16 protein-coding genes are annotated in these 19,387 nt (G+C 69.9%); 12 read left to right on the top strand and 4 right to left on the bottom strand.

Annotation, left to right across the window (positions count from 1 at the left end; all coding sequences use genetic code 11):
• Window positions 1-207: 207 nt before the first annotated feature.
• From G4D85_RS34380 to G4D85_RS34370, 3 genes are all read left to right on the top strand, one after another.
• Entirely contained in the window at window positions 208-618 is a 411-nt protein-coding gene (locus tag G4D85_RS34380; protein ID WP_164018315.1) for a hypothetical protein, read from the top strand.
• A 260-nt stretch (window positions 619-878) separates the two neighbouring features.
• Window positions 879-1,361, top strand: a complete 483-nt coding sequence (locus G4D85_RS34375; RefSeq protein ID WP_240359656.1) for a hypothetical protein — start codon at window positions 879-881, stop codon at window positions 1,359-1,361.
• A gap of 58 nt (window positions 1,362-1,419) precedes the next feature.
• A complete protein-coding gene (locus G4D85_RS34370; protein WP_164018313.1) occupies window positions 1,420-3,042 on the top strand; it encodes an alkaline phosphatase family protein in 1,623 nt (540 codons plus the stop codon).
• Window positions 3,043-3,177: 135 nt separating this feature from the next.
• Here G4D85_RS34370 and G4D85_RS50425 read toward each other — a convergent pair whose 3' ends face one another.
• Complete coding sequence (locus G4D85_RS50425) at window positions 3,178-4,539, bottom strand: M57 family metalloprotease (protein WP_164018312.1); 1,362 nt, start codon at window positions 4,537-4,539, stop codon at window positions 3,178-3,180.
• 276 nt (window positions 4,540-4,815) lie between these two features.
• Here G4D85_RS50425 and G4D85_RS34360 point away from each other — a divergent pair, with 276 nt between their 5' ends.
• Together G4D85_RS34360 and G4D85_RS34355 are read left to right on the top strand one after the other, a co-directional pair.
• On the top strand, window positions 4,816-5,934 hold the full coding sequence (locus G4D85_RS34360) for a serine hydrolase domain-containing protein (RefSeq protein ID WP_164018311.1): 1,119 nt from the start codon (window positions 4,816-4,818) through the stop codon (window positions 5,932-5,934).
• A 26-nt stretch (window positions 5,935-5,960) separates the two neighbouring features.
• Window positions 5,961-6,695: a hypothetical protein gene (locus tag G4D85_RS34355; RefSeq protein WP_205525835.1), complete on the top strand. Its 735-nt coding sequence runs from the start codon at window positions 5,961-5,963 to the stop codon at window positions 6,693-6,695.
• 21 nt (window positions 6,696-6,716) lie between these two features.
• Here the strand turns inward: G4D85_RS34355 and G4D85_RS34350 are convergent, their stop codons facing one another.
• Window positions 6,717-7,157, bottom strand: coding sequence for a hypothetical protein (locus tag G4D85_RS34350; RefSeq protein WP_164018310.1), 441 nt, complete (start codon window positions 7,155-7,157; stop codon window positions 6,717-6,719).
• A 107-nt stretch (window positions 7,158-7,264) separates the two neighbouring features.
• On the opposite strand from G4D85_RS34350, the gene G4D85_RS34345 reads away from it, so the two are divergent.
• Entirely contained in the window at window positions 7,265-8,125 is an 861-nt protein-coding gene (locus G4D85_RS34345) for an alpha/beta fold hydrolase (RefSeq protein WP_164018309.1), read from the top strand.
• Between the two features lie 36 nt (window positions 8,126-8,161).
• Here the strand turns inward: G4D85_RS34345 and G4D85_RS34340 are convergent, their stop codons facing one another.
• Together G4D85_RS34340 and G4D85_RS34335 are read right to left on the bottom strand one after the other, a co-directional pair.
• Window positions 8,162-8,776, bottom strand: a complete 615-nt coding sequence (locus G4D85_RS34340; protein ID WP_164018308.1) for a DUF2378 family protein — start codon at window positions 8,774-8,776, stop codon at window positions 8,162-8,164.
• An 80-nt stretch (window positions 8,777-8,856) separates the two neighbouring features.
• Window positions 8,857-9,894, bottom strand: a complete 1,038-nt coding sequence (locus tag G4D85_RS34335) for a LysR family transcriptional regulator (protein ID WP_164018307.1) — start codon at window positions 9,892-9,894, stop codon at window positions 8,857-8,859.
• An 81-nt stretch (window positions 9,895-9,975) separates the two neighbouring features.
• On the opposite strand from G4D85_RS34335, the gene G4D85_RS34330 reads away from it, so the two are divergent.
• From G4D85_RS34330 to G4D85_RS34305, 6 genes are all read left to right on the top strand, one after another.
• On the top strand, window positions 9,976-10,875 hold the full coding sequence (locus G4D85_RS34330; RefSeq protein ID WP_164018306.1) for an NmrA family NAD(P)-binding protein: 900 nt from the start codon (window positions 9,976-9,978) through the stop codon (window positions 10,873-10,875).
• A gap of 141 nt (window positions 10,876-11,016) precedes the next feature.
• Window positions 11,017-12,591, top strand: coding sequence for a Kelch repeat-containing protein (locus G4D85_RS34325; RefSeq protein WP_164018305.1), 1,575 nt, complete (start codon window positions 11,017-11,019; stop codon window positions 12,589-12,591).
• On the top strand, window positions 12,588-14,123 hold the full coding sequence (locus tag G4D85_RS34320; protein WP_164018304.1) for a Kelch repeat-containing protein: 1,536 nt from the start codon (window positions 12,588-12,590) through the stop codon (window positions 14,121-14,123). Before G4D85_RS34325 ends, G4D85_RS34320 begins: the two co-directional genes overlap by 4 nt.
• A gap of 41 nt (window positions 14,124-14,164) precedes the next feature.
• Entirely contained in the window at window positions 14,165-15,664 is a 1,500-nt protein-coding gene (locus tag G4D85_RS34315) for a Kelch repeat-containing protein (protein WP_164018303.1), read from the top strand.
• Window positions 15,665-15,810: 146 nt separating this feature from the next.
• Entirely contained in the window at window positions 15,811-16,530 is a 720-nt protein-coding gene (locus tag G4D85_RS34310; RefSeq protein ID WP_164018302.1) for a siderophore-interacting protein, read from the top strand.
• A gap of 93 nt (window positions 16,531-16,623) precedes the next feature.
• On the top strand, window positions 16,624-19,362 hold the full coding sequence (locus G4D85_RS34305; protein ID WP_164018301.1) for a bifunctional acetate--CoA ligase family protein/GNAT family N-acetyltransferase: 2,739 nt from the start codon (window positions 16,624-16,626) through the stop codon (window positions 19,360-19,362).
• Window positions 19,363-19,387 lie beyond the last annotated feature (25 nt).

Here is a 19,387-nt window from a genome sequence, read left to right as displayed (position 1 = left end):
TTCTTTGGGAGCGCCGGTAACTGAATCGGGACCATCCTCCCAGTGGCGGAGCACGGCTTCCCAGAATCTCTTCCGAAGCGAGGCTGCAACTCCAGGGAGGGCTTTGGAATCAGACTCGGATCCCGCAACTCCAAGCGAGGAATATGAGCCGAATACTAAAGACCTTGGAAGTCACTTGCGTGCACGCTCCAACCGCTGAGGTGTCATGTGCCTGAAGATGATTGGCGCCCGAAGTTGACCGTGATCGAAGCCCCTATCGCGGATGACTACTGGAGATACACTACTCCCGAGGGTAAACGGCGCACTTCAAGACTCACGGTAGGGCAGCCTGTCCATTTCCCGCAGGAGCGCTGCTGGTACACCCCAGTGATGATCGAGGGGCATTTGACCAAGGTGACGCCTATCTTCGGTCAAGGTCCTGTGGACGCGCTCATGAATGCGATGATGTTCATCAAGCAGTTCAACGACGAGATGCGTGAAGTCGTGTCTGGAGAAAAGCCGCGCAAGGATGTGAAAAAATCGACCCGACAGAAGACACGACGTGGGAAGGTGCCCTCGGACAGGACACGGCAAAAACCCTCACGCTCTTCTTCTCGTGCGAACCGGCGAAGACTATAAGAGTGCCTAACAAGAATCAGGTTTGAGGGGTTCGTCCTCTCGGACGATGGCTGCAGTCCTTGCTTTTGTTAGGCGCTCTGAGCCCACAACAGGTCACCTGCGAACGCGCTCATCAACGGGTAGAACGCTGGTTCAAGACTGGGAGCGGCGGGTTGTGCTGCGAGGCGGCGGGAATCGAACCTGCAGGCGGGGTCGGTCATCCGTCCTTCGGACGAATGACCGATGTGCGGAGGCGCACGAGGCCGGTACCGTCTCCCGTCATGACTACCCGCTCGCTGGATGAACGGCTCACCATCGCGACGCCCTGCAAGATGCGCTGGGAGGAGATGACGGGTGATGCGCGCGTCCGGCACTGCGGCGCCTGCCGGCTCAATGTCTACAACGTGAGCGAGCTGAGCACGTCCGAAGTGGAGACGCTGCTTCAGTCCGGTGGGCAGGTCTGCGCTCGGCTCTACCGCCGGTCGGACGGGACGGTGGTGACTGGCGACTGCCGGCGCGTATGGAGCGAGCAGCGCGCGGAGGCGACCACGCTGCTCGGTACGGCCGTGACGGCGGTGGCCGCGCTCTCGCTGGTCGCGCTCATCGGCCTGCTCACGCTCACCCTCTTCGGCGACAACATCCGGCGCATGTTCGGTGCGGCCACCGCGGGAGCCCTGCCGGCCACGCCGGTCTCGTCTCCGAGCACGCTGACCTCTTCTCCCAGCACGCGTCCCGCCACGGGGATGAACCAGAACCACTATTAGAGCGTCGGGGGACGCATCTGGATTGCTTCCGACCCTCTGGCCGGAGAGTCTGTCCCGCGTGTCCCGTCTTCTCGTCGCCCTCCTCGTCCTGTCCGCCCTGCCCGCCGCGGCCAGGGCCCCGAAGCTCACCCTGTTCATCAGCGTGGACGCACTGGGCAGTGAATTGCTCCTGCGCAACCGTCCGCGCCTCACCGGCGGCCTGGGGAAGTTGCTCGACACGGGGGCGTTCTACCCCTACGCGCGCTACGCCTACGCGGAGGCCCGCACCGCACCGGGGCACGCCACTCTGGCCACCGGAGCGAATCCGTGGCGCCACGGCATCGTGGACAACGACGTCCATGACCGTGCCACGGACCAGCGCGTGCAGGCCTACATGGACCCGGCGTATGCCGTCCTGGACGGAGTCACCGTCCCGACGGCGGACGCCAGCCCCGGCAACCTGATGGCGGAGACGCTGGCGGACCGGCTGCGCGTGTCCACGCAGGGCCGGGGCAAGGTGGTGGCGCTGTCGTTCAAGGCGCGCGCGGCGATTCCGCTGGCCGGGCGACAGGGACAGGCGTGGTGGTTCGACGAGGCCACGGGGAAGATGGTGACGAGCACCTGGTACGCGAAGGCGGTGCCCGCGTGGATGCAGGCGCTCAACGCGCGGAAGCTGGCGGACGCGGCCTTTGGCAAGACGTGGGAGCTGCTGCGTCCGCGCGCCGAGTACCTGGGCGAGGACGACCGCGCCGCGGAGCCGCCGAAGCCCTACGGCATCATGGGCCGCACGTTCCCCCATGCGCTCCACGGTGGGCTCGAGAAGCCGGGGCCCGCGTCGTACCGGGCCTTCGCCGTGTCGCCGCGCTCACATGACCTGCTGGTGCAGGCGGCGAAGGCGGCGATGGAGGGCGAGGGCCTGGGCCGGGACGACGTGCCGGACCTGCTCGCGGTGAGCTTCAGCAACACGGACGTGGTGTTCCACGCGTTCGGGCCCACCTCATGGGAGATGCAGGACACGCTGCTGCGGTTGGACCAGGCGCTGGGCGAGCTCATCACCGCCGCCGAGCGTGCGGCGGGAGGCAGGGCGAACCTGGTCATCGCGCTGTCGGCGGACCATGGAGGCGCGGAGATTCCGGAGGCCTGGGTCCAGGCGGGCGTGCCCGCCATGCGCATCCACCCGGTGGAGGTGGCCAAGGGACTGGCCCAGGAGCTGCGTGAGAAGTTCGGCGTCGACGTGACAGTGAAGCTGCAGACGTTGGATGTGTACCTGGGCGGCAAGGCCCTGGAGTCGGGACAGGTGGATGGAGTGGCGGTGCGGCGCGCGGCGGCGGCGTGGCTGTCGAAGCAGCCCTTCACGGTGACGGCGGTGGCGAAGGACGACCTGGACACGGCCCCGGACCTCGCGGGGCTGGTGGCCCCGCTGCGGCGCGGCTACTACCCGATGCGGAGCGGGGACGTCCTCTTCATGTCGAAGCCCTTCCACGTGATGAGCGACTACCCGCGTGGGACGAACCACGGCACGCCTTACGCCTACGACGCGCAGGTGCCCGTGGTGTTCGCGGGCCGGGGTGTGAAGCCCGGCCTGTATCCCCAGGAGATAGACCCGGTGGACGTGGCGCCCACGCTGTCCGCGCTCCTGGAGATGGGAATGCCCGCCTCGGCCGAAGGCAAGCCACGCGCGGAGGCCCTCTCGGGACGGTGAAGGACGCGGGCACGCCGTGCAGCCGCACTGCCCCCCGGGAGCTGCTGCTCCCGGAGGGCCAGGTCCGTGACGAGGACCCGGTAGTGCCTTTCTCCTACCGTCCCTCGTTCCTGCTGCCGGAGGCTGGTGTGGCGACTACGGGCTGAGGGTGAAGCTCCCCGCCCAGGCGCCGTAGGAGTACGTGGTGATGCCGTTGCGGGTCGTGCCCGTGTAGCTGCCCTGTCCCGGCTGGATGGTGACGGTCACCGTCCCGCCGGTTGCGGGAATCGCACCGGCATGCACCGCGGCCGCGCAGACAGTCGAGTCGTCGGTGTAGACGTCCGTACCCCACACAGCCCCGCCGCTCACCGCCGGACAGCTGCACCGGACCTGCGTCCCGTTCTGCCCGCGGTAGGAGATGAAGTTGTAGCTCGAGCAGCTGCTCGGAGGCGGCGTCTGGCCGGCGACGGAGAAGCTCCCGCCCCAGGCGCCGTAGGAGTTCGTGGTGATGCCGTTGCGGGTCGTGCCCGTGTAGCTGCTCTGACCTGGCTGGATGGTGACGACCACCGTCCCTCCGGTGGAGGGAATCGCACCGGCGTGCACTGCCGCCACGCAGACATTCGAGTCGTCGGTGTAGAGGTCCGTCCCCCACACAGTCCCCGCGCTCCCCGCCGCACAGCTGCACTGAATCTGCGTCCCGTTCTGCCCGCGGTAGGACATGAAGTTGTAGCTCGAGCAGCTCGCGACCGCACCGCTGGGGTAGAGGTAGGCCAGCGCGGTGATGTCGGAGCTGGTCCACTCGCCGGTCTCCGTCGACCGGAAGCAGGAGTTCATGATGGAGCCGCCCACGGTGGCCGTGGTCGGCGTGCCGGGGATGTGGATGACGCCCACGCCAGCATCTCCCTCGTCGCCGCCGGCGCCGCAGCTGATGCTGCGATTGTAGTAGTCCGAGTGGCGGAAGCCGACCGCGTGGCCCAGCTCGTGGGTGATGACGTGCTCGTTCACGTCCGCGCTGTAGCTGTTCAGGCCGGTGCCGATGTTGATGATTCCGTAGGGCAGGCCTCCCGAGGGGAAGCCCGCGGAGCCGCCGGTGCCGGACATGGTCTGCGCGGTGATGTTCGCGGTGCAGCCGGTGGTCGGGCCGCGCGCGAAGGTGATGCGGAGGCCCCGCTCATTGTAGTTGGCAATGGCCAGGTCGAGCCCCTGGCTCAGGAGGGGGAAGGTGTTGAACGTGGAGGTGGGGTTGACGCAGATCTTCGTCACGCTCGAGCCGACGAGGTTGGTCGTGCGGTACTGCTCGGCGCTCTCCGCTGGGGCCTGGAGCATCTCGCGGGACGCCTCGAGCGTCACGTGAGCGTCGCGGCCCACGTATACGGCACCGTCGGCGACCATGATGTCCTCGGCCGGAAACCCGGCCTCAATCAGGTTGGAGACGATCTCCTGGTTCTCGGCCTCCGGGTCGACACCGCAGCCGACGAGGGTGACACCGACCAACAACGCCATGGAAAGCTTACGCATGGGGATTCCTTTTCGAGGGACTACAGGGCGTGGACGCTGCTGCTTGGGAGCTCCAGCGACCGCCCGCCGCTATACCTGCGCTCCCTTGGACCAACACCCGGAAGGGCAGGAAAAGTTGTTTTTGCGGACAATTCAAATTTCTCAGAAATATAGATGGGCGGCGCCTGCGGACCCATGGGCCCTGCTCGTGGTGACACTCACGCAGTCGGGCGGTGCTTCATGGCCATGCCCATCAACGCCCGGATTCGTGAAGTCAGACACCGTGATTCGCTCGCCGTGGTCTCTGTCGTCCTGCTCCTCTGTCTGGCTGGAGCGGTCAGCGGTTGCGACGACAACGACGACGACGAGCCCACGACGCTGCACGCTGACCTGCAGGCCACTCTCGCGGACGTCGTCGCCAGGGGCGTGACTCCCGGCGTCGCCCTGGCTGTCACCTCGAAGGAAGGCCAGACGTGGCTGGGAGTCGCCGGTCTCGGAGATGTCGAGCAGAAGCTGCCCATGTCCGCGCAGCACCACTTTCGCGCCGGCAGCGTCCTCAAGAGCTTCGTCGCCGCCGCCGTGCTGCAGTCCGTCGAGCGGCGCACGCTCGCGCTGGACGACACCCTCGCGGAGCGACTGCCGGCGAGTGTGACGGAGCGTATCGCGAACGCGGAGACCATCACCGTGGCCATGCTGCTCAGTCACCGCTCGGGCATTCCGGAGTGGGTCACCGAAGAGACGAACATGGCCATCGTGTCCGACCCGGAGCACGTCTGGACGCTCGAGGAGATTCTCGGCGTCGTCGGAGCGCAGGCGCCCACGTTCCCTCCCGGTGCGCAGTACGGCTACTCGAACACCAACTACGTGCTCCTCGGTGAAATCCTCTCAGCGGCGGAAGGCCGAAGCTGGCGAGAGCTCGTCCGCGAGCGGGTCATCCAGCGAGCCGGGCTCTCGCAGACGTTTCTGCCCGAGCCGGGAGACCTGGGCTGCCCGACGCCCTGCGCGCGTGGGTACGTCCCATTCGACGAGGAGCTGGCGGACCTCACCGTCGTCGACCCTTCGATGGCCGGGGCTTCCGGCGGTCACGCCCTGGTGACCACCGTCTCCGACCTCGCCACCTTCTGGGAACAGCTTCGCGACGGTGCACTCTTCGAGCGCGCGGAGACCCTGGACGCCATGTTCGCGTTCCAGTCGGCGCCTGACCCCGAGTCACGGCTGATTGGATACGGGCTCGGGGTGATGCAGCTCGCGTCCAAGGGAATCATCGCCATCGGGCATCTGGGGACCACGGCGGGATACCAGAGCTTCATGCTCTATGTGCCCAAGACGGGCCGCTACGTCACGGGGTTCACCAACGTGATGGGGGACCTGGCCGCGGTGCTCGAGCCCATCCTGGACCGCGCGGCGAGGCCCTGAGCGGCGGACGCGCTATCGTCGCTTCGATGATGCGCACCCTCGATTTCACTTCCTGGAGCGGCCTCGCGGCGACGCTGGCCAGCCTCGTGCTGGTGTCGATGGTCGTCGTCGGCATCCGCCTGTTGGTGATGCAGACCGTGCAGCGCCAGCGCGAACGCGAGAACCGCCAGATCAACGAGCGGCTGAAGACGTTGATTGCGGCGTACAAGACGCTCGGCGGCTCGTTCACCGGCGAGCTCGTCGTCGACCCGACCCACCTTCGCGACCTGCGTCGGCGGCTCGCGGCCGGCGAGCCGCTCGAGCAGGAACCCGACTCCGGCCCCGGGCTTGCGTCGCCGCTCGAGTCCCCGGCGCTCGAGCGCCGTCGGCGCACCCGCGACGCGGTCGAGGCGGCGCTGTCGGACGTGATTCTGCTCGGCACCGAGGAGCAGGTGCGGCTCGCCGCCGGGGCCGCGGCGGACATGGTCGCCGGGCGCAAGGTCGGCACCGCGCGGCTGGTCGTGTCGCTGCGCGATTTCATCCGCAAGGCGCTCGACCTCGAGCCGGTCCCCAACGGGCTCGCGATTCCCGACCAGGGGCCAGTGCGTCCCGGCGGCGCTGGCGGAGGGGGCAAGGGCGGCGACAAGGGCGGCGGCCGAGGGGGCGGTGGCGGTGGTGCTGGCGGGGCCGGAATGGGCGGGGCCGGAATGGGCGGGGCCGGAATGGGCGGGGCCGGCGCCCATGCGGACACCGACGACGCCGACGACGTCCGCCGCGGTTGAACCCTCTCCGCTACCGCCGGCTCAAAACCACTGGATTTCGACGCTGTCGCGATCGACGACGCGGATTTCCAGCTCCTCGCGGTGCCCTTCTTGCGTCGTCGCGATGAGTCTGGTGGTTCCGGGGGACGCGCCGACGAGACTTGCCATCACGGATTGGCCCTGGCGCCCTGCCTCCCGAATCGAGAGGACACTCGGGTCGAGAGAAGTCCACGTCACGTCGAGCGGCTTGTCGAGCCTTCGCTCGCCGACGAGGAAGTGGACGAAGACGGACGCTTCCTCACCCAGCCAGATGAGCGGATGCCCGTGGAAGAGGATCTTGCTCATCACGGGTGTTGGCTGCGGAGGCGTCACCAGCTTCGACGGCTTGATTCGCAGCGAGCGTTCGAACTCCTCCTCGGCGCGTTCGAACTCCGCGCGCTCGAGCGCGTTGTCCTCGTGCTGCTTCGGATCGTTCCCGGGCATGGCGCCCAGCCTCGCATGAAGCGCGTTGGATTCGAACTCATGGAGCTCGAGCAGTCTAGACGAAGAGGGTGGAGACACCCGGGGCCCCCTGGAGTATTCGGAGGGCGATGCGCGAAGCCCTGCCACTGGACGACTGGGGCGGTACCGGCCCCGACCTGCACCTGGCCCACGCCAATGGCTTCCCTCCGGGCAGCTACCGCAAGCTCATCGACGTGCTGACGACGCGCTATCGCGTCCTCACGCTGCGCAGCCGTGCGCTCGTACCCGGCTCGGACCCGGCTTCGCTGACCAGCTGGACGGATTTGGCCGACGAGCTGGCCCATGCGCTCCAGGCGCGCGGCCTGACGGGCCTCGTGGGCGTGGGGCACAGCGTGGGCGGCGTGGCGTCGCTGCTCGCCTCCGTGAAGACGCCGGGACTGTTCCGGGCCGTGGTGGCGCTGGACCCCGTGCTCGTCACCGGCAGGCGCCTGTGGCTGCTCCGCGCCACCGCGCTGCTGCGCCAGCGGCACCGGATTCCCCTGGCCCGGGGCGCCCGGCGCCGCCGTGAGGCCTGGGGCTCCCGCGAGGAGGTGGCCGCGAGCTTCCAGAAGAAGGCCCTCTTCCAGCGCTTCGACCCCGAGTCCTTCCAGGACTACCTCACCCACGGGCTCGTCGAGGCCCCCGGCGGTGGCGTCCGGCTGGCCATCCCCGCGGCCTGGGAGGCGCGCGTCTTCGAGACGATTCCGGTGGATGTGTGGCGCACGCTGCGCTCGGTGACGGTGCCCACGCTGGTGGTGCGGGGCCGCGACTCGCCCACGCTCACCCCGGAGGGCCTGGAGCGCGTGCGCCGCACCATTCCCGGCGTCCGCACCGAGGAGCTGCCGGGCACCGCGCACCTGTTCCCGCTGGAGCAGCCGGAGGCGTGCGGACGGCGCGTGCTTGCTTTCCTGGAGTCGCTGGACTCGCGGACGCCCCCGGCGGGGGTGTGACAGGGGCCGGTGAGAGGCCGGCCCCAGGTGGGTCGCCTACGCCCTCGGGCGGGACGCGCCGCCGTCTTCCGTGGCGCTGAGGGCCGCCTCGACGGGGACCTCGGACCAGCGGATGTGGAAGGTGGCCGAGGTGCCGTCGAACTCCTCGGGTACCGCCACCACCCGCCACCCACCACAGAGCTCCACCGCCCGGGCCAGCAGCCCCGAGGCGAAGGTGGGCAGGTCCGCCAGCACGTCGTTCATCCGGAACTCCAGGGACGTGGGGCTCCGCTCGACGATTTCGACGTCACTGAAGTTGTTGCCGGCACGGAAGCCCATGGCGGCGCGCAACAGCATGCGACGGGGCCCCGCCAGCCGGACGACGCCTAGCAGGGCCCGGCCGAAGAACGTCCCAAAGTAGGCGTCCATGAAGCGCTCGCCGAGCGAGTAGTACGCCGCCTCCGCGGGGACGCCGCCATAGACGTGGCCGGCGGCGATGCGGAGGAACTCCTTCCACTGCTCCAAGGTGTAGGTCCGCTCCAGCTTCTGCTCCAGGTCCAGCCCCGCCCGGCGCAGGTGCTCGCGGCACGCCGGGGTGAGACGGTTCTCCAGAGCGCGCACGAAGAGCGCTTCGACCGTTTGAGTGAAAACCAGCTTCTCGGAAGAAGTCATAGAGGACCACCCTACACCGGTCGGCCCATGGGATGCTCTCCCACCCTTGAATCTTCGTTCAGTGTGGCTGTCCGGGAGTGTCAGGAAGGTTGCGTCCCGCGCACCCGCCGTGTGGCCCTGGTGGGTAGGTCGCGCGTGACTCCCGCGGCGCGGGCCACCACGCCCCGCAGCCAGCGGTGGGCCGGGTCGGCGTCGAACCGCTCGTGCCAGATTTGAAGGACGTCGAAGGCGCGGAGCGCCACGGGGGGCGGGAGGACCTGGAGGGGCCAGCCCCCGGCGAAGGTCTCCACCAGCCGGCGGGGCGCGGTGAGGACATGGTCCGAGCGGACCACCGTGAGGGGCGCGGTGAGGAAGTAGGGCAGGCGCAGGGCGATGCGGCGCGAGCGCCCCAGCTTCGCCAGCGCGGTGTCCACCGCCCCGGCCCCCTCGCCCCGGGGGCTGATGAGGACGTGGGGCAGCCGGAGGTAGGTCTCCAGGTCCAGCCCCGTCCGGGCGGCGGGGTGGCCCTCGCGGACCACGCAGACGAAGTCCTCCGTGTAGAGCTTCTGTTGCCGCAGGGAGAGGGAGGAGTCCGGGAAGGCGGCCACGCAGAGGTCCACGTCGCCGCTCTCCATGAGGGACGTCACCTGGTCCGGGATGAGGTGGCGGACGACGAGGTCCACGTGGGGGGCCTCGCGGTCCAGCACCGCGAGCAATTCCGGCAGCAGCGTGGCGGCGAAGTAGTCCCCGGTGGCCAGGGTGAAGCGGCGCCGGGCGGTGCGCGGCTCGAAGACGGGCTCGTTGCTCAGCGCCCGTCGCAGCTCCAGCAGCCCCCGGTGCAGCGGCGCGGCGAGCTGCTCCGCGCGCGGCGTGCGCACCATGCCTCCCCGCCCTCGGATGAGCAGCGCATCCCCCAGCAGCTCGCGGAGCTGGCGCAGTGAGTGGCTCATGGCGGACTGGGTGACGCCCACCCGCTCGGCCGCCCGGGTGACGTTGGCCTCCGTCAGCAAGGCGTCCAGCGCCACCATGAGGTTGAGGTTGATGCCGGTCAGGTCCGCGCCGGCCGGAGCCGGCGGGGGAGGGGAGACCTTCGGGGTGGAGGCCGGCGCACGGGCCCGACGGGCATGAATGGGGCTCATGTGCACATGAGTAACATGCAGTGGCCTCATGACGGGAGTGCGAGCACCTTGGGGACATCTCGCAGTCACCCGGAGCCGCACATGAGCATCGTCATCAATACCCCCAACGGAAACATCGGCCGTGCCCTCGCGCTGAGCCTGTTGTCGGCGGGCCGCTCGCTCACCGTCATCAGCCGGAGCGCGGACAAGGTGGCCGACCTGGTGAAGCGTGGCGCGAAGCTGGTGGAGGGCTCCACCGATGACGCCGCGGTGCTGGACCGCGCGCTGGTGGGCGCGGAGGCCCTGTTCTGGCTGACGCCTCCGGCGACCGGGCCGGACTTCGTGTCCTGGGCGCAGGAGACGGCGCGCACCGCCGCGCAGGCGGTGAAGAAGCACGGCGTGAAGCGCGTGGTGGTGCTGTCCAGCGTGGGCGCGCAGCATGGCTCGGGCACCGGCCCGGTGAACGCCCTGCTGGCCGTGGAAGAGGCGTTCAAGGCCGTCTGCGCCGACGTCACCCTCCTCCGGCCGGGCTTCTTCATGGAGAACTTCCTGCGCGACGTGGGGACGCTGGCGAAGACGGGCTCGCTGTTCATGCCCGTGCCCCGCACCAAGGCCGTTCCCTTCGTCGCGGTGGCGGACATCGCCGCGAAGGCCGCCGAGGTGCTGCTGGATGCGGGCTGGAAGGGGCACCGCTACGTGGGCGTCCATGGCCCGGCCGATGTCACCTACGCGGAGCTGGAGGCCGTCTTCACGCAGTCCCTGGGCCGGCCCGTGCGCTACGTGCAGGTGACGCTGGAGGATGCGCGCAAGGGCATGGCCGGCGCGGGCATGCCGGCGTGGCTGGTGGACCTCTACGCGGAGCTGTACGGCAGCATCGGCGAGGGCCGCATGGACCCCGCCGAGCCGCGCTCCGCGCAGACCACCACGCCCACGTCCCTGGCGCAGTGGGCGCGCGAGGTGCTCAAGCCCGCGCTGGAGCAGGCGGCTTCCGCGGCGGCCTGAGCATGGGAGGGACGCCGGGGCGTGAGACACGGCCCCGGCAGGTGCTCCCGAGCAGACTCCCCCTGGCCTGGTTGAAGTTGCTATGATGTCTGGGCAGGCAGGGGGCGGAGTCGCGGCCGGCGACTTCGACGAGAGCACTCCATGTACAGACACCTGTTGTGGGTTGGCGCGCTGCTGGCCCTCTTCGCCGGCTGCGCCAACGCCGACGGCGAGCAGACCGGGGCCTGTGAGGGCGACCCGACGCGTTGTGACGCCCAGGCCGCGGAGTCCGAGGACGCGGGAGTGCCTCCGCACGCCAGCGCCCCGGATGGGGGCGAGCCGCTGCCGCCCGTCATCCTCCGGGCGCTCGAGTCCCGGGCACTCATGAAGAGTGGAGAACAGCGCACGCTGCTGGTCGTCGCCGAGGACCCGCTGTGTGACGTGCTCCGGTTCTCCTGGTCCGCGGACGTCGGCGTGATGAGCGCCGAGAAGACGACCGCCGCCACGAGCCAGGCCACCTGGACGGCGCCTCGATGCGTGCCGGCCGACGTTCCCAGCGTCGTCACGGCCACGGTGACCAATGACCGGGGGCTGTCAGCCACCACGCGGTTCACCCCGCTGGGGCTTCCGGATTGCTCCACGTGGGCGCCCACCGGCAGCCTCGTCACGGCCCGCAGTGGCCCCACGGCCACGCTGCTGCCGTCGGGGAAGGTGCTGGTGGCGGGGGGCGTCAACAGGTCCTCCTACCTCGCCCTCGTCGAGGAGTACGACCCGGAGACGGGCACCTGGGCTTCCACCGGCAGCCTCGCCACGGCCCGCAGTAGCCACACGGCCACGCTGCTGCGCTCGGGGAAGGTGCTCGTGGCGGGCGGCTACAGCCACCTGGGAGCGAGCGGCATCGGCAACCTGAGAACGGCGGAGGTGTACGACCCGGAGACGGGCACCTGGGCTTCCACCGGCAGCCTTGCCACGGCCCGTGCTCGCCACACGGCCACGTTGCTGCCGTCGGGGAAGGTGCTCGTGGTGGGCGGCTACAGCGATGCCCATGGGAACCTGGGGACGGCGGAGGTGTACGACCCGGAGACGGGCACCTGGGCTGCTGCCGGCAGCCTCGCCACGGCTCGCGAAGGCCACACGGCCACGCTGCTGCGCTCGGGGAAGGTGCTCGTGGCGGGCGGCTACGGCAATGCCAATGTGTTCCTGGGAACGGCGGAGGTGTACGACCCGGAGACGGGAGGCTGGACCGCCACCAGCAGCCTCGCCACGGCCCGCAACAACTCCACGGCCACGCTGCTGCCGTCGGGGAAGGTGCTCGTGGCGAGTGGCTACGGCAGTGCCAATGGCAATGGGTGGGTGGGGACGGCGGAGGTGTACGACCCGGAGACGGGCACCTGGGCCTTCACCGGCAGCCTGGCCCTGGGCCGCCACCGTCACAGTGCCACGCTGCTGGCGTCGGGCAAGGTGCTGGTGGTGGGCGGCATCACTGCCGGCACTTCAGGCAGCCCAAACACCAAGGCGAACGCCACGGCGGAGGTGTACGACCCGGAGACGGGCATCTGGGTCTTCACCGGCAGCCTCGCCGCGGCCCGTATCCACCACACGGCCACGCTGCTTCCCTCGGGCCAGGTGCTCGTCGTGGGCGGCACCGCTGACACCAAGGAAGTGGAGCTGTACACGCGCCAGGTGGCTCCCCAGGTGAGCCCCGTTCCCGAGCCCTCCGGTGAGATCATTCCATGAGCAGACACCTGTTGTGGATTGGGGCGCTGCTATCGCTTGGCTCCGGCTGTGACGGCGGCGGCGACGAGTCCTGTCAGCGAGACCCGACGCAGTGTGAGGCGGACGCGGGTGCATCTCCGGATGCGGGGACGTCTCCGGATGCGGGCACCTCCGCGGACGCGGGGACGCTCCCGGATTCGGGAACACCCGATGCGGGCGATGCGCAGGCGCCCTACTTCGACCTGGCACCCGGGCCTCAGGTCTACATGACACGGGGAGAGCGGCGGACCTTCCTGTTCGTCGCCCAGGACCCGCTGTGCGGTGAGCTCCGTTTCGCCTGGTCCGCGAACTTCGGCACGCTGAGCGACGAAGAGACAGACTCCATCCTGGGCGAGGTCACCTGGACGGCGCCTCAATGCGTCCCTGCTGACCGCACGGCCGTCCTCACGGCCACGGTGACCAACGCGTTGAACCTCACCGCCACCACCCGGGTCTTCGCGCCAGGCATTCCGGATTGCTCGACGTGGGCCTCGACCGGCCGCCTCGCCACGGCGCGTGTGGGCCACACGGCCACGTTGCTGAAGTCCGGCAAGGTGCTGGTGACGGGCGGCTTCGGGGGGACGGACCTCTCGACGGCGGAGGTCTTCGACCCGGCGACGGGCGCCTGGGCCTCCACCGGAGACCTGTCCAGGGGCCGTCGCGAGCACACGGCCACGCTGCTGCCCTCGGGCAAGGTGTTGGTGGTGGGGGGCTTCAACGACAGTCTCGGCAGCCTCGCCCTCGTCGAGGTGTACGACCCGGAGATGGGCACCTGGGCTTCCACCGGCAGCCTCGCCACGGCGCGCAGTAGCCACACGGCCACGTTGCTGCCCTCGGGCCAGGTGCTGGTGACGGGCGGCTCGGGTGACGGGCTCGTGGCCACGGCGGAGGTGTACGACCCGGAGACGGGCACCTGGGCCTCCACCGGCAGCCTCGCCACGGCCCGCGAAGGCCACACGGCCACGTCGTTGAAGGCCGGCAAGGTGCTGGTGACGGGTGGCAGGGGCGCCAACACGGAAGCCGGGAGCACCCTGGCCACCGCGGAGGTGTACGACCCGGAGACGGGCACCTGGTCCGCCACGGGCAGTCTCGCCTGGGCCCGCCACGGCCACACGGCCACGCTGCTCGGCACCGGAGGAGTGCTGGTGGCGGGCGGCTTCGGTGGCGCGGTCAGCTGGGGGACGGCCGAGGTCTACGAGCCGGAGACCGGCACCTGGTCCACCACGGGCCGCCTCGCCTCGCCTCGCCATTTCCACACGGCCACGCTGCTGCCGTCGGGCAAGGTGCTGGTGACGGGCGGCTTCAACCAGGTGGGGCAGGAAGGCACGTTCGGTGGCGCCACGGCGGAGGTGTACGACCCGGAGACGGGCATGTGGCTCTCCACAGGGAGTCTCGCCACGAAGCGCGAGCGTCACACTGCCACGTTGCTGCCTTCGGGCCAGGTGCTGGTGGCCGGCGGCAAGGACCGTGAAGTCGGAGGCCCCCACGCCACGGGTGAACTGTACACGCGTTAGCTGGGAAGACCCGCTGCTGGACCTTCTTGAGAGAACATTTCATGTACAGACACCTGTTGTGGGTTGGCGGACTGCTGGCCCTCCTTTCTGGCTGCGACAGCGGTGGCGACGAGTCCTGTCAGCGTGATCCGGCGCAATGTGAGTCGGATGCGGGCACGACTCCGGACGCGGGCACGACTCCGGATGCAGGCACGACTCCGGATGCAGGCACGACTCCGGATGCAGGCACGACTCCGGATGCGGGTGGCCCTCAGCCCCCCGTCTTCGCCAAGGGCCTGGAGGACTTGTCGGGTGGGATGACCCCGGGAGGGCAGCGGACGTTCCTGGTCGCCGCTCAGGACCCGCAGCTCAGCCCGCTGAGCTTCTCCTGGTCCGCGACCGCCGGCTCGGTGAGCGTCGGGGCAACGACCAGCATCACGAGCGAGGCCACGTGGACGGCTCCTGCCTGCGTGCCCTTCTTCGGCACCCGGCTCCGCGTCACGGCCACGGCGACCAATGCCCTGGGCCTCTCGGCCTCCACCCATTACACCGTGTGGGGCTTTCCGGATTGCTCGGTGTGGTCTCCCGCCGCCAAACCCAACTTCCGCCATCCCCGGCACGCCGCCACGCTGCTGCCCTCGGGCCAGGTGCTGGTGGTGGGCGGCCTCGACGACCGTGCGGAGGTCTACGATGCGCGGGCTGGCACCTGGTCCGTCGTCGGCAGCCTCGCCACGCCCCGCTACAACCTGACGGCCACGCTGCTGCCCTCGGGCAAGGTGCTGGTGGCGGGCGGCAACATCTTCAACGGCGACACCGTCGGGACGTCGGAGGTGTATGACCCGAAGACGCGGGAGTGGAGCGCCACCGGCAGCTCGGTCGAGGATCGTACCGAGCACACGGCCACGTTGTTGCCGTCGGGCAAGGTGCTGGTGACGGGCGGCTACAACGCCTCCGGGCACCTCGCCACGGCGGAGGTGTACGACCCGGCGACGGGCACCTGGACCTCCACCGGCAGCATGGCCTCGGCCCGGAGTCGTCATACGGCGACGCTGCTGGTGTCGGGCAAGGTGCTGGTGGCCGGCGGCATGGGGGAAGATAACCTTCTTCTCGCCACGGCGGAGCTGTACGACCCGGAGACGGGCACCTGGACCCCCACTGGCGGCTTCGACCCGCCTCGCCATTCCCACACGGCCACGCTGCTCGACTCGGGCAAGGTGCTGGTGCTGGGGGGCGACACCTTTTCCGACGCCACCGTTCCGTCGTCGGCGCTGTACGACCCGGAGACGGGCACCTGGAGCAGACGGAGCGGCGACCAGTCGCGTTACTCCCATGCGACCACGCGGCTTGCCTCAGGCACGCTGCTCGTGACGGGCGGCTGGCACAGCGATAACAGAATCAGCTCTTCGTCCCTCGCGCTCGCGGAGCTCTACAACCCGGAGACGGGCGAGCTGAGCCGCACCGGCGGCCTCTCCTTCATGTTCGAGAACCACACGGCCACGCTCCTGCCCACGGGCGAGGTGCTCGCGGTCGCCGAACAGGGGGCGCAGTTGTTCAAGCCCTGAGCGCTCCAGCGGGGAGCACGGGCCCGTCGCCAGCCCCTTCACGTTTCTTCATGCTCCCGTCATACGGGTTCATCCCCGCTCCGGCTGGCAGGCGCGAGGATGCGCCGCGAGAATCGGTGGGGCGGTTCCCCACGGGAGTGACACGGATGGCATCAGGGAAGGCAATCATCGGCGGAGTGCTGGGGCGGTTCCTGTTCCGGGAGTCGCGCATCGAGAAGGTCCGCGACATCTCGCCGCACTTCCGCTGGATGGAGCTGGTGGGGGAGGGGCTTCGCAACACCTCCTGGAGCGCGGGCGACAAGGTGCAGGTGTTCCTCCCTGACGTAGGGATGCGGACGTACACCCCGCTGGCCTGGGACACGGCGCGCGGGGCGACGCAGTTCCTCGTCTACCTCCACGGGAACAGCCCGGGCGCGGAGTGGGGCCGCAACGTGCGCGTGGGAGACCGCTGTCAGTTCATGGGGCCTCGCGGCTCTCTTTCGCTCGCGGTCCTTCGAGGACCGGTGGTGCTCTTCGGGGACGAGACGTCCTTCGCGGTGGCGCACGCGCTGCGGAACCTTCGCGCGGGTACCGGAGACGTCGAGCAGGTCTTCGAGGTGTCCTCACGCGAGGAGTCCGGGGCCGTGCTGCGCGAGTTCGGTCTCGCGGAGAGCGACGTGGTCGCGCGGGCGCCCGGAGACGGGCACCTGCCCGAGGTGGCGGCATTGCTCCAGGCCGCGCTGGAGCGGAAGCCGGGGGCGCACCTCGTCATGACGGGCCGCGCCCAGGCCATCCAGGTGCTTCGGGCCCGACTCAAGGCGGCCGGGGTGGCTCCGGCGCAGAAGGTGAAGGCGTACTGGTCGCTCGGGAAGGCCGGGCTCGACTGAGCGCCATGGCCGGCGAGCGGTAGTGACGCCTGTCTCACGGAGTCCACCACTCAGGCATTGCGCCCGTTCGGACTCCGCTTCAAACACGGGCCCATGGACTCGCGCGCCCCCGGCTCTCCGAAGACGGACCCGTCCCACAACGTGCTTCACCAGCAGCCCACGCGGCTGCCGCTGGACGTCATCTTCTCGCCGCGCAGCGTGGCCGTGGTGGGAGCCAGCGAGCGCCCGGGCAGCGTGGGCCGCACCGTGCTGTGGAACCTCATCAGCAACCCGTTCGGCGGCACCGTCTACCCCATCAACCCCCAGCGGCCCAACGTGCTGGGCATCAAGGCGTGGCCGTCCCTGCGCTCGCTGCCGGAGCCGGTGGACCTGGCCGTCATCGTCACGCCCGCCGCCGTGGTGCCCGGAGTCATCCGCGAGTGCGCCGAACTGGGCGTCCGGGGCGCCATCATCATCTCCGCCGGCTTCAAGGAGACGGGCGCGGAGGGGGCGCGGCTGGAGCGGGAAATCCTGGAGGTGGCGCAGGCGGCGCGGATTCGCCTCATCGGCCCCAACTGCCTGGGCGTCATGCGGCCTCCCAGTGGCTTCAATGCGACGTTCGCCGGCGCCATGGCCCGGCCGGGCAACGTGGCCTTCATCAGCCAGAGCGGTGCGCTGCTCACCGCCATCCTCGACTGGAGCCTGCGCGAGGCGGTGGGCTTCAGCGCCTTCGTCTCCGTGGGCTCCATGCTGGACGTGGGCTGGGGAGACCTCATCGACTACCTCGCCGAGGATGCGATGACGCGCTCCATCCTTCTCTACATGGAGTCCATCGGCGACGCGCGCGCCTTCCTCTCCGCCGCGCGCGAGGTGGCGCTCACCAAGCCCATCATCGTCATCAAGGCCGGGCGCACCGCGCAGGCCGCGCAGGCCGCCGCGTCCCACACCGGCACGCTGACGGGCAGTGACGAGGTGCTCAGCGCCGCCTTCCGCCGCACCGGCGTGCTGCGCGTGGACTCCATCGCGGACCTCTTCTACATGGCGGAGACACTGGCCCGGCAGCCCCGGCCCGCAGGGCGCCGGCTCACCATCCTCACCAATGCGGGAGGCCCTGGCGTGCTCGCCACCGACGCGCTGGTGTCGGGTGGGGGAGAGGTGGCGGTGCTGGCGGAGGACACGCGCAAGGCGTTGGACGGCTTCCTCCCGCCGCAGTGGAGCCACGGCAACCCGGTGGACATCCTGGGCGACGCGGACCCCGAGCGCTACGCGAAGGCGCTGGAGGTGGCGGGGAAGGACCCGAACAGCGACGGCCTGCTGGTCATCCTCACCCCGCAGGACATGACCGAGCCCACCAAGACGGCGGACCGGCTCAAGCCCTACGCGAAGCTGCACGGCAAGCCGGTGCTGGCGAGCTGGATGGGGGGCTCGGAGGTGGCCGCCGGGGAGCGCGTGCTCAACGACGCGGGCATCCCCACCTTCGGCTATCCAGACACGGCGGCGCGCATCTTCAATTACATGTGGCGCTACTCGTACAACCTGGCCGGGCTGTACGAGACGCCCACCCTGGCGGAGGAGCACGCCGCCGCTCGCGACGAGGCACGGCGGCAGATTGACGCGGTCCGCGCGGCCGGGCGAACGCTGCTGACGGAGTACGAGTCCAAGCAATTGCTGGCCGCGTATGGCATCCCCACGGTGGAGACGCGCCTGGCCACCACGGAGGACGCGGCGGTGGCGGAGGCCGCATCGCTGGGCTACCCGGTGGTGGTGAAGCTGCACTCGCTCACGGTGACGCACAAGACGGACGTGGACGGCGTGCGGCTGAACCTGCCGGACGCGGACGCGGTGCGCGCGGCGTTCCGCGGCATCCGCGCACGACTGGTGGAGTTGGGGCAGCCGGGGGCATTCGACGGCGTCACCGTTCAGCCCATGGTGAAGCTGGACGGGTACGAGCTCATCATCGGTAGCGGTCTGGACGCGCAGTTCGGGCCGGTGCTGCTGTTCGGCGCGGGTGGCGTCCTGGTGGAGGTGTTCAAGGACCGGGCGCTGGGGCTGCCGCCGCTCAACACCACGCTGGCGCGGCGGATGATGGAGCAGACGCGCATCCATGCCGCGCTGCGCGGCGTGCGCGGACGCAAGCCGGTGGACCTGGCGGCGCTGGAGCGGCTGATGGTGCGCTTCAGCCGGCTGGTGGTGGAGCAGCGCTTCGTGAAGGAAGTCGACATCAACCCGCTGCTGGCCTCGCCCGAGCGGCTGCTGGCGCTGGACGCGCGCGTGGTGCTGCACCCGCCCACGGTGACGGAGGCGGAGCTGCCGCGACTGGCGATTGAGCCGTACCCGCAGCGGTACGTGGCGCCGTTCCGGATGGAGAGTGGCGAGGAGGTGCTCCTGCGGCCCATCCGCCCGGAGGACGAGCCGCGCATGGAGGAGTTCCACCGGACGCTGTCGGAGCAGACGGTGTTCCTGCGCTACGCGGGCCTCCTGCAGCTCAGCACCCGGGTGGCGCACGAGCGGCTGGCGCGCATCTGCTTCAACGACTACGCCCGGGAGCTGGCGTTGGTGGCGGAGCGCAAGAGTGGGGCGCTGCTCGGCGTGGGGCGGCTCACCCGGCTGCGGGGGACGCAGGACGCGGAGTTCGCCATCCTCATCAGTGACATCGCCCAGAAGCAGGGTCTGGGCACGGAGCTGCTGCGGCGGCTGGTGGACGTGGGCCGCGATTGGGGGATGCAGCGCATCTTCGCGGACATCCTCGCGGGCAACCGCGCCATGCAGACCATCAGCCGGAAGTTGGGCTTCACCATCCTCCCGCACGAAGAGCTGGCGCCGGACATGGTGAAGGCGGTGAAGGTGCTGTGAGCCCTTGGGAGGGCCGGTCGGGCGG

Origin of the sequence: Pyxidicoccus trucidator (genome assembly GCF_010894435.1) — a bacterium.
Taxonomy (GTDB): domain Bacteria; phylum Myxococcota; class Myxococcia; order Myxococcales; family Myxococcaceae; genus Myxococcus; species Myxococcus trucidator.
This window is presented reverse-complemented; position numbering and strand designations above follow the sequence as displayed.

Bases quoted from the DNA above. Each gene is read 5' to 3' on its own strand.
- G4D85_RS34375 (WP_240359656.1), top strand. From the start codon at position 879: ATGACTACCCGCTCGCTGGATGAACGGCTCACCATCGCGACGCCCTGC.
- G4D85_RS50425 (WP_164018312.1), bottom strand. From the start codon at position 4,539: ATGCGTAAGCTTTCCATGGCGTTGTTGGTCGGTGTCACCCTCGTCGGC.
- G4D85_RS34355 (WP_205525835.1), top strand. From the start codon at position 5,961: ATGATGCGCACCCTCGATTTCACTTCCTGGAGCGGCCTCGCGGCGACG.
- G4D85_RS34350 (WP_164018310.1), bottom strand. From the start codon at position 7,157: ATGCCCGGGAACGATCCGAAGCAGCACGAGGACAACGCGCTCGAGCGC.
- G4D85_RS34345 (WP_164018309.1), top strand. From the start codon at position 7,265: ATGCGCGAAGCCCTGCCACTGGACGACTGGGGCGGTACCGGCCCCGAC.
- G4D85_RS34340 (WP_164018308.1), bottom strand. From the start codon at position 8,776: ATGACTTCTTCCGAGAAGCTGGTTTTCACTCAAACGGTCGAAGCGCTC.
- G4D85_RS34335 (WP_164018307.1), bottom strand. From the start codon at position 9,894: ATGAGCCCCATTCATGCCCGTCGGGCCCGTGCGCCGGCCTCCACCCCG.
- G4D85_RS34330 (WP_164018306.1), top strand. From the start codon at position 9,976: ATGAGCATCGTCATCAATACCCCCAACGGAAACATCGGCCGTGCCCTC.
- G4D85_RS34325 (WP_164018305.1), top strand. From the start codon at position 11,017: ATGTACAGACACCTGTTGTGGGTTGGCGCGCTGCTGGCCCTCTTCGCC.
- G4D85_RS34320 (WP_164018304.1), top strand. From the start codon at position 12,588: ATGAGCAGACACCTGTTGTGGATTGGGGCGCTGCTATCGCTTGGCTCC.
- G4D85_RS34315 (WP_164018303.1), top strand. From the start codon at position 14,165: ATGTACAGACACCTGTTGTGGGTTGGCGGACTGCTGGCCCTCCTTTCT.
- G4D85_RS34310 (WP_164018302.1), top strand. From the start codon at position 15,811: ATGGCATCAGGGAAGGCAATCATCGGCGGAGTGCTGGGGCGGTTCCTG.
- G4D85_RS34305 (WP_164018301.1), top strand. From the start codon at position 16,624: ATGGACTCGCGCGCCCCCGGCTCTCCGAAGACGGACCCGTCCCACAAC.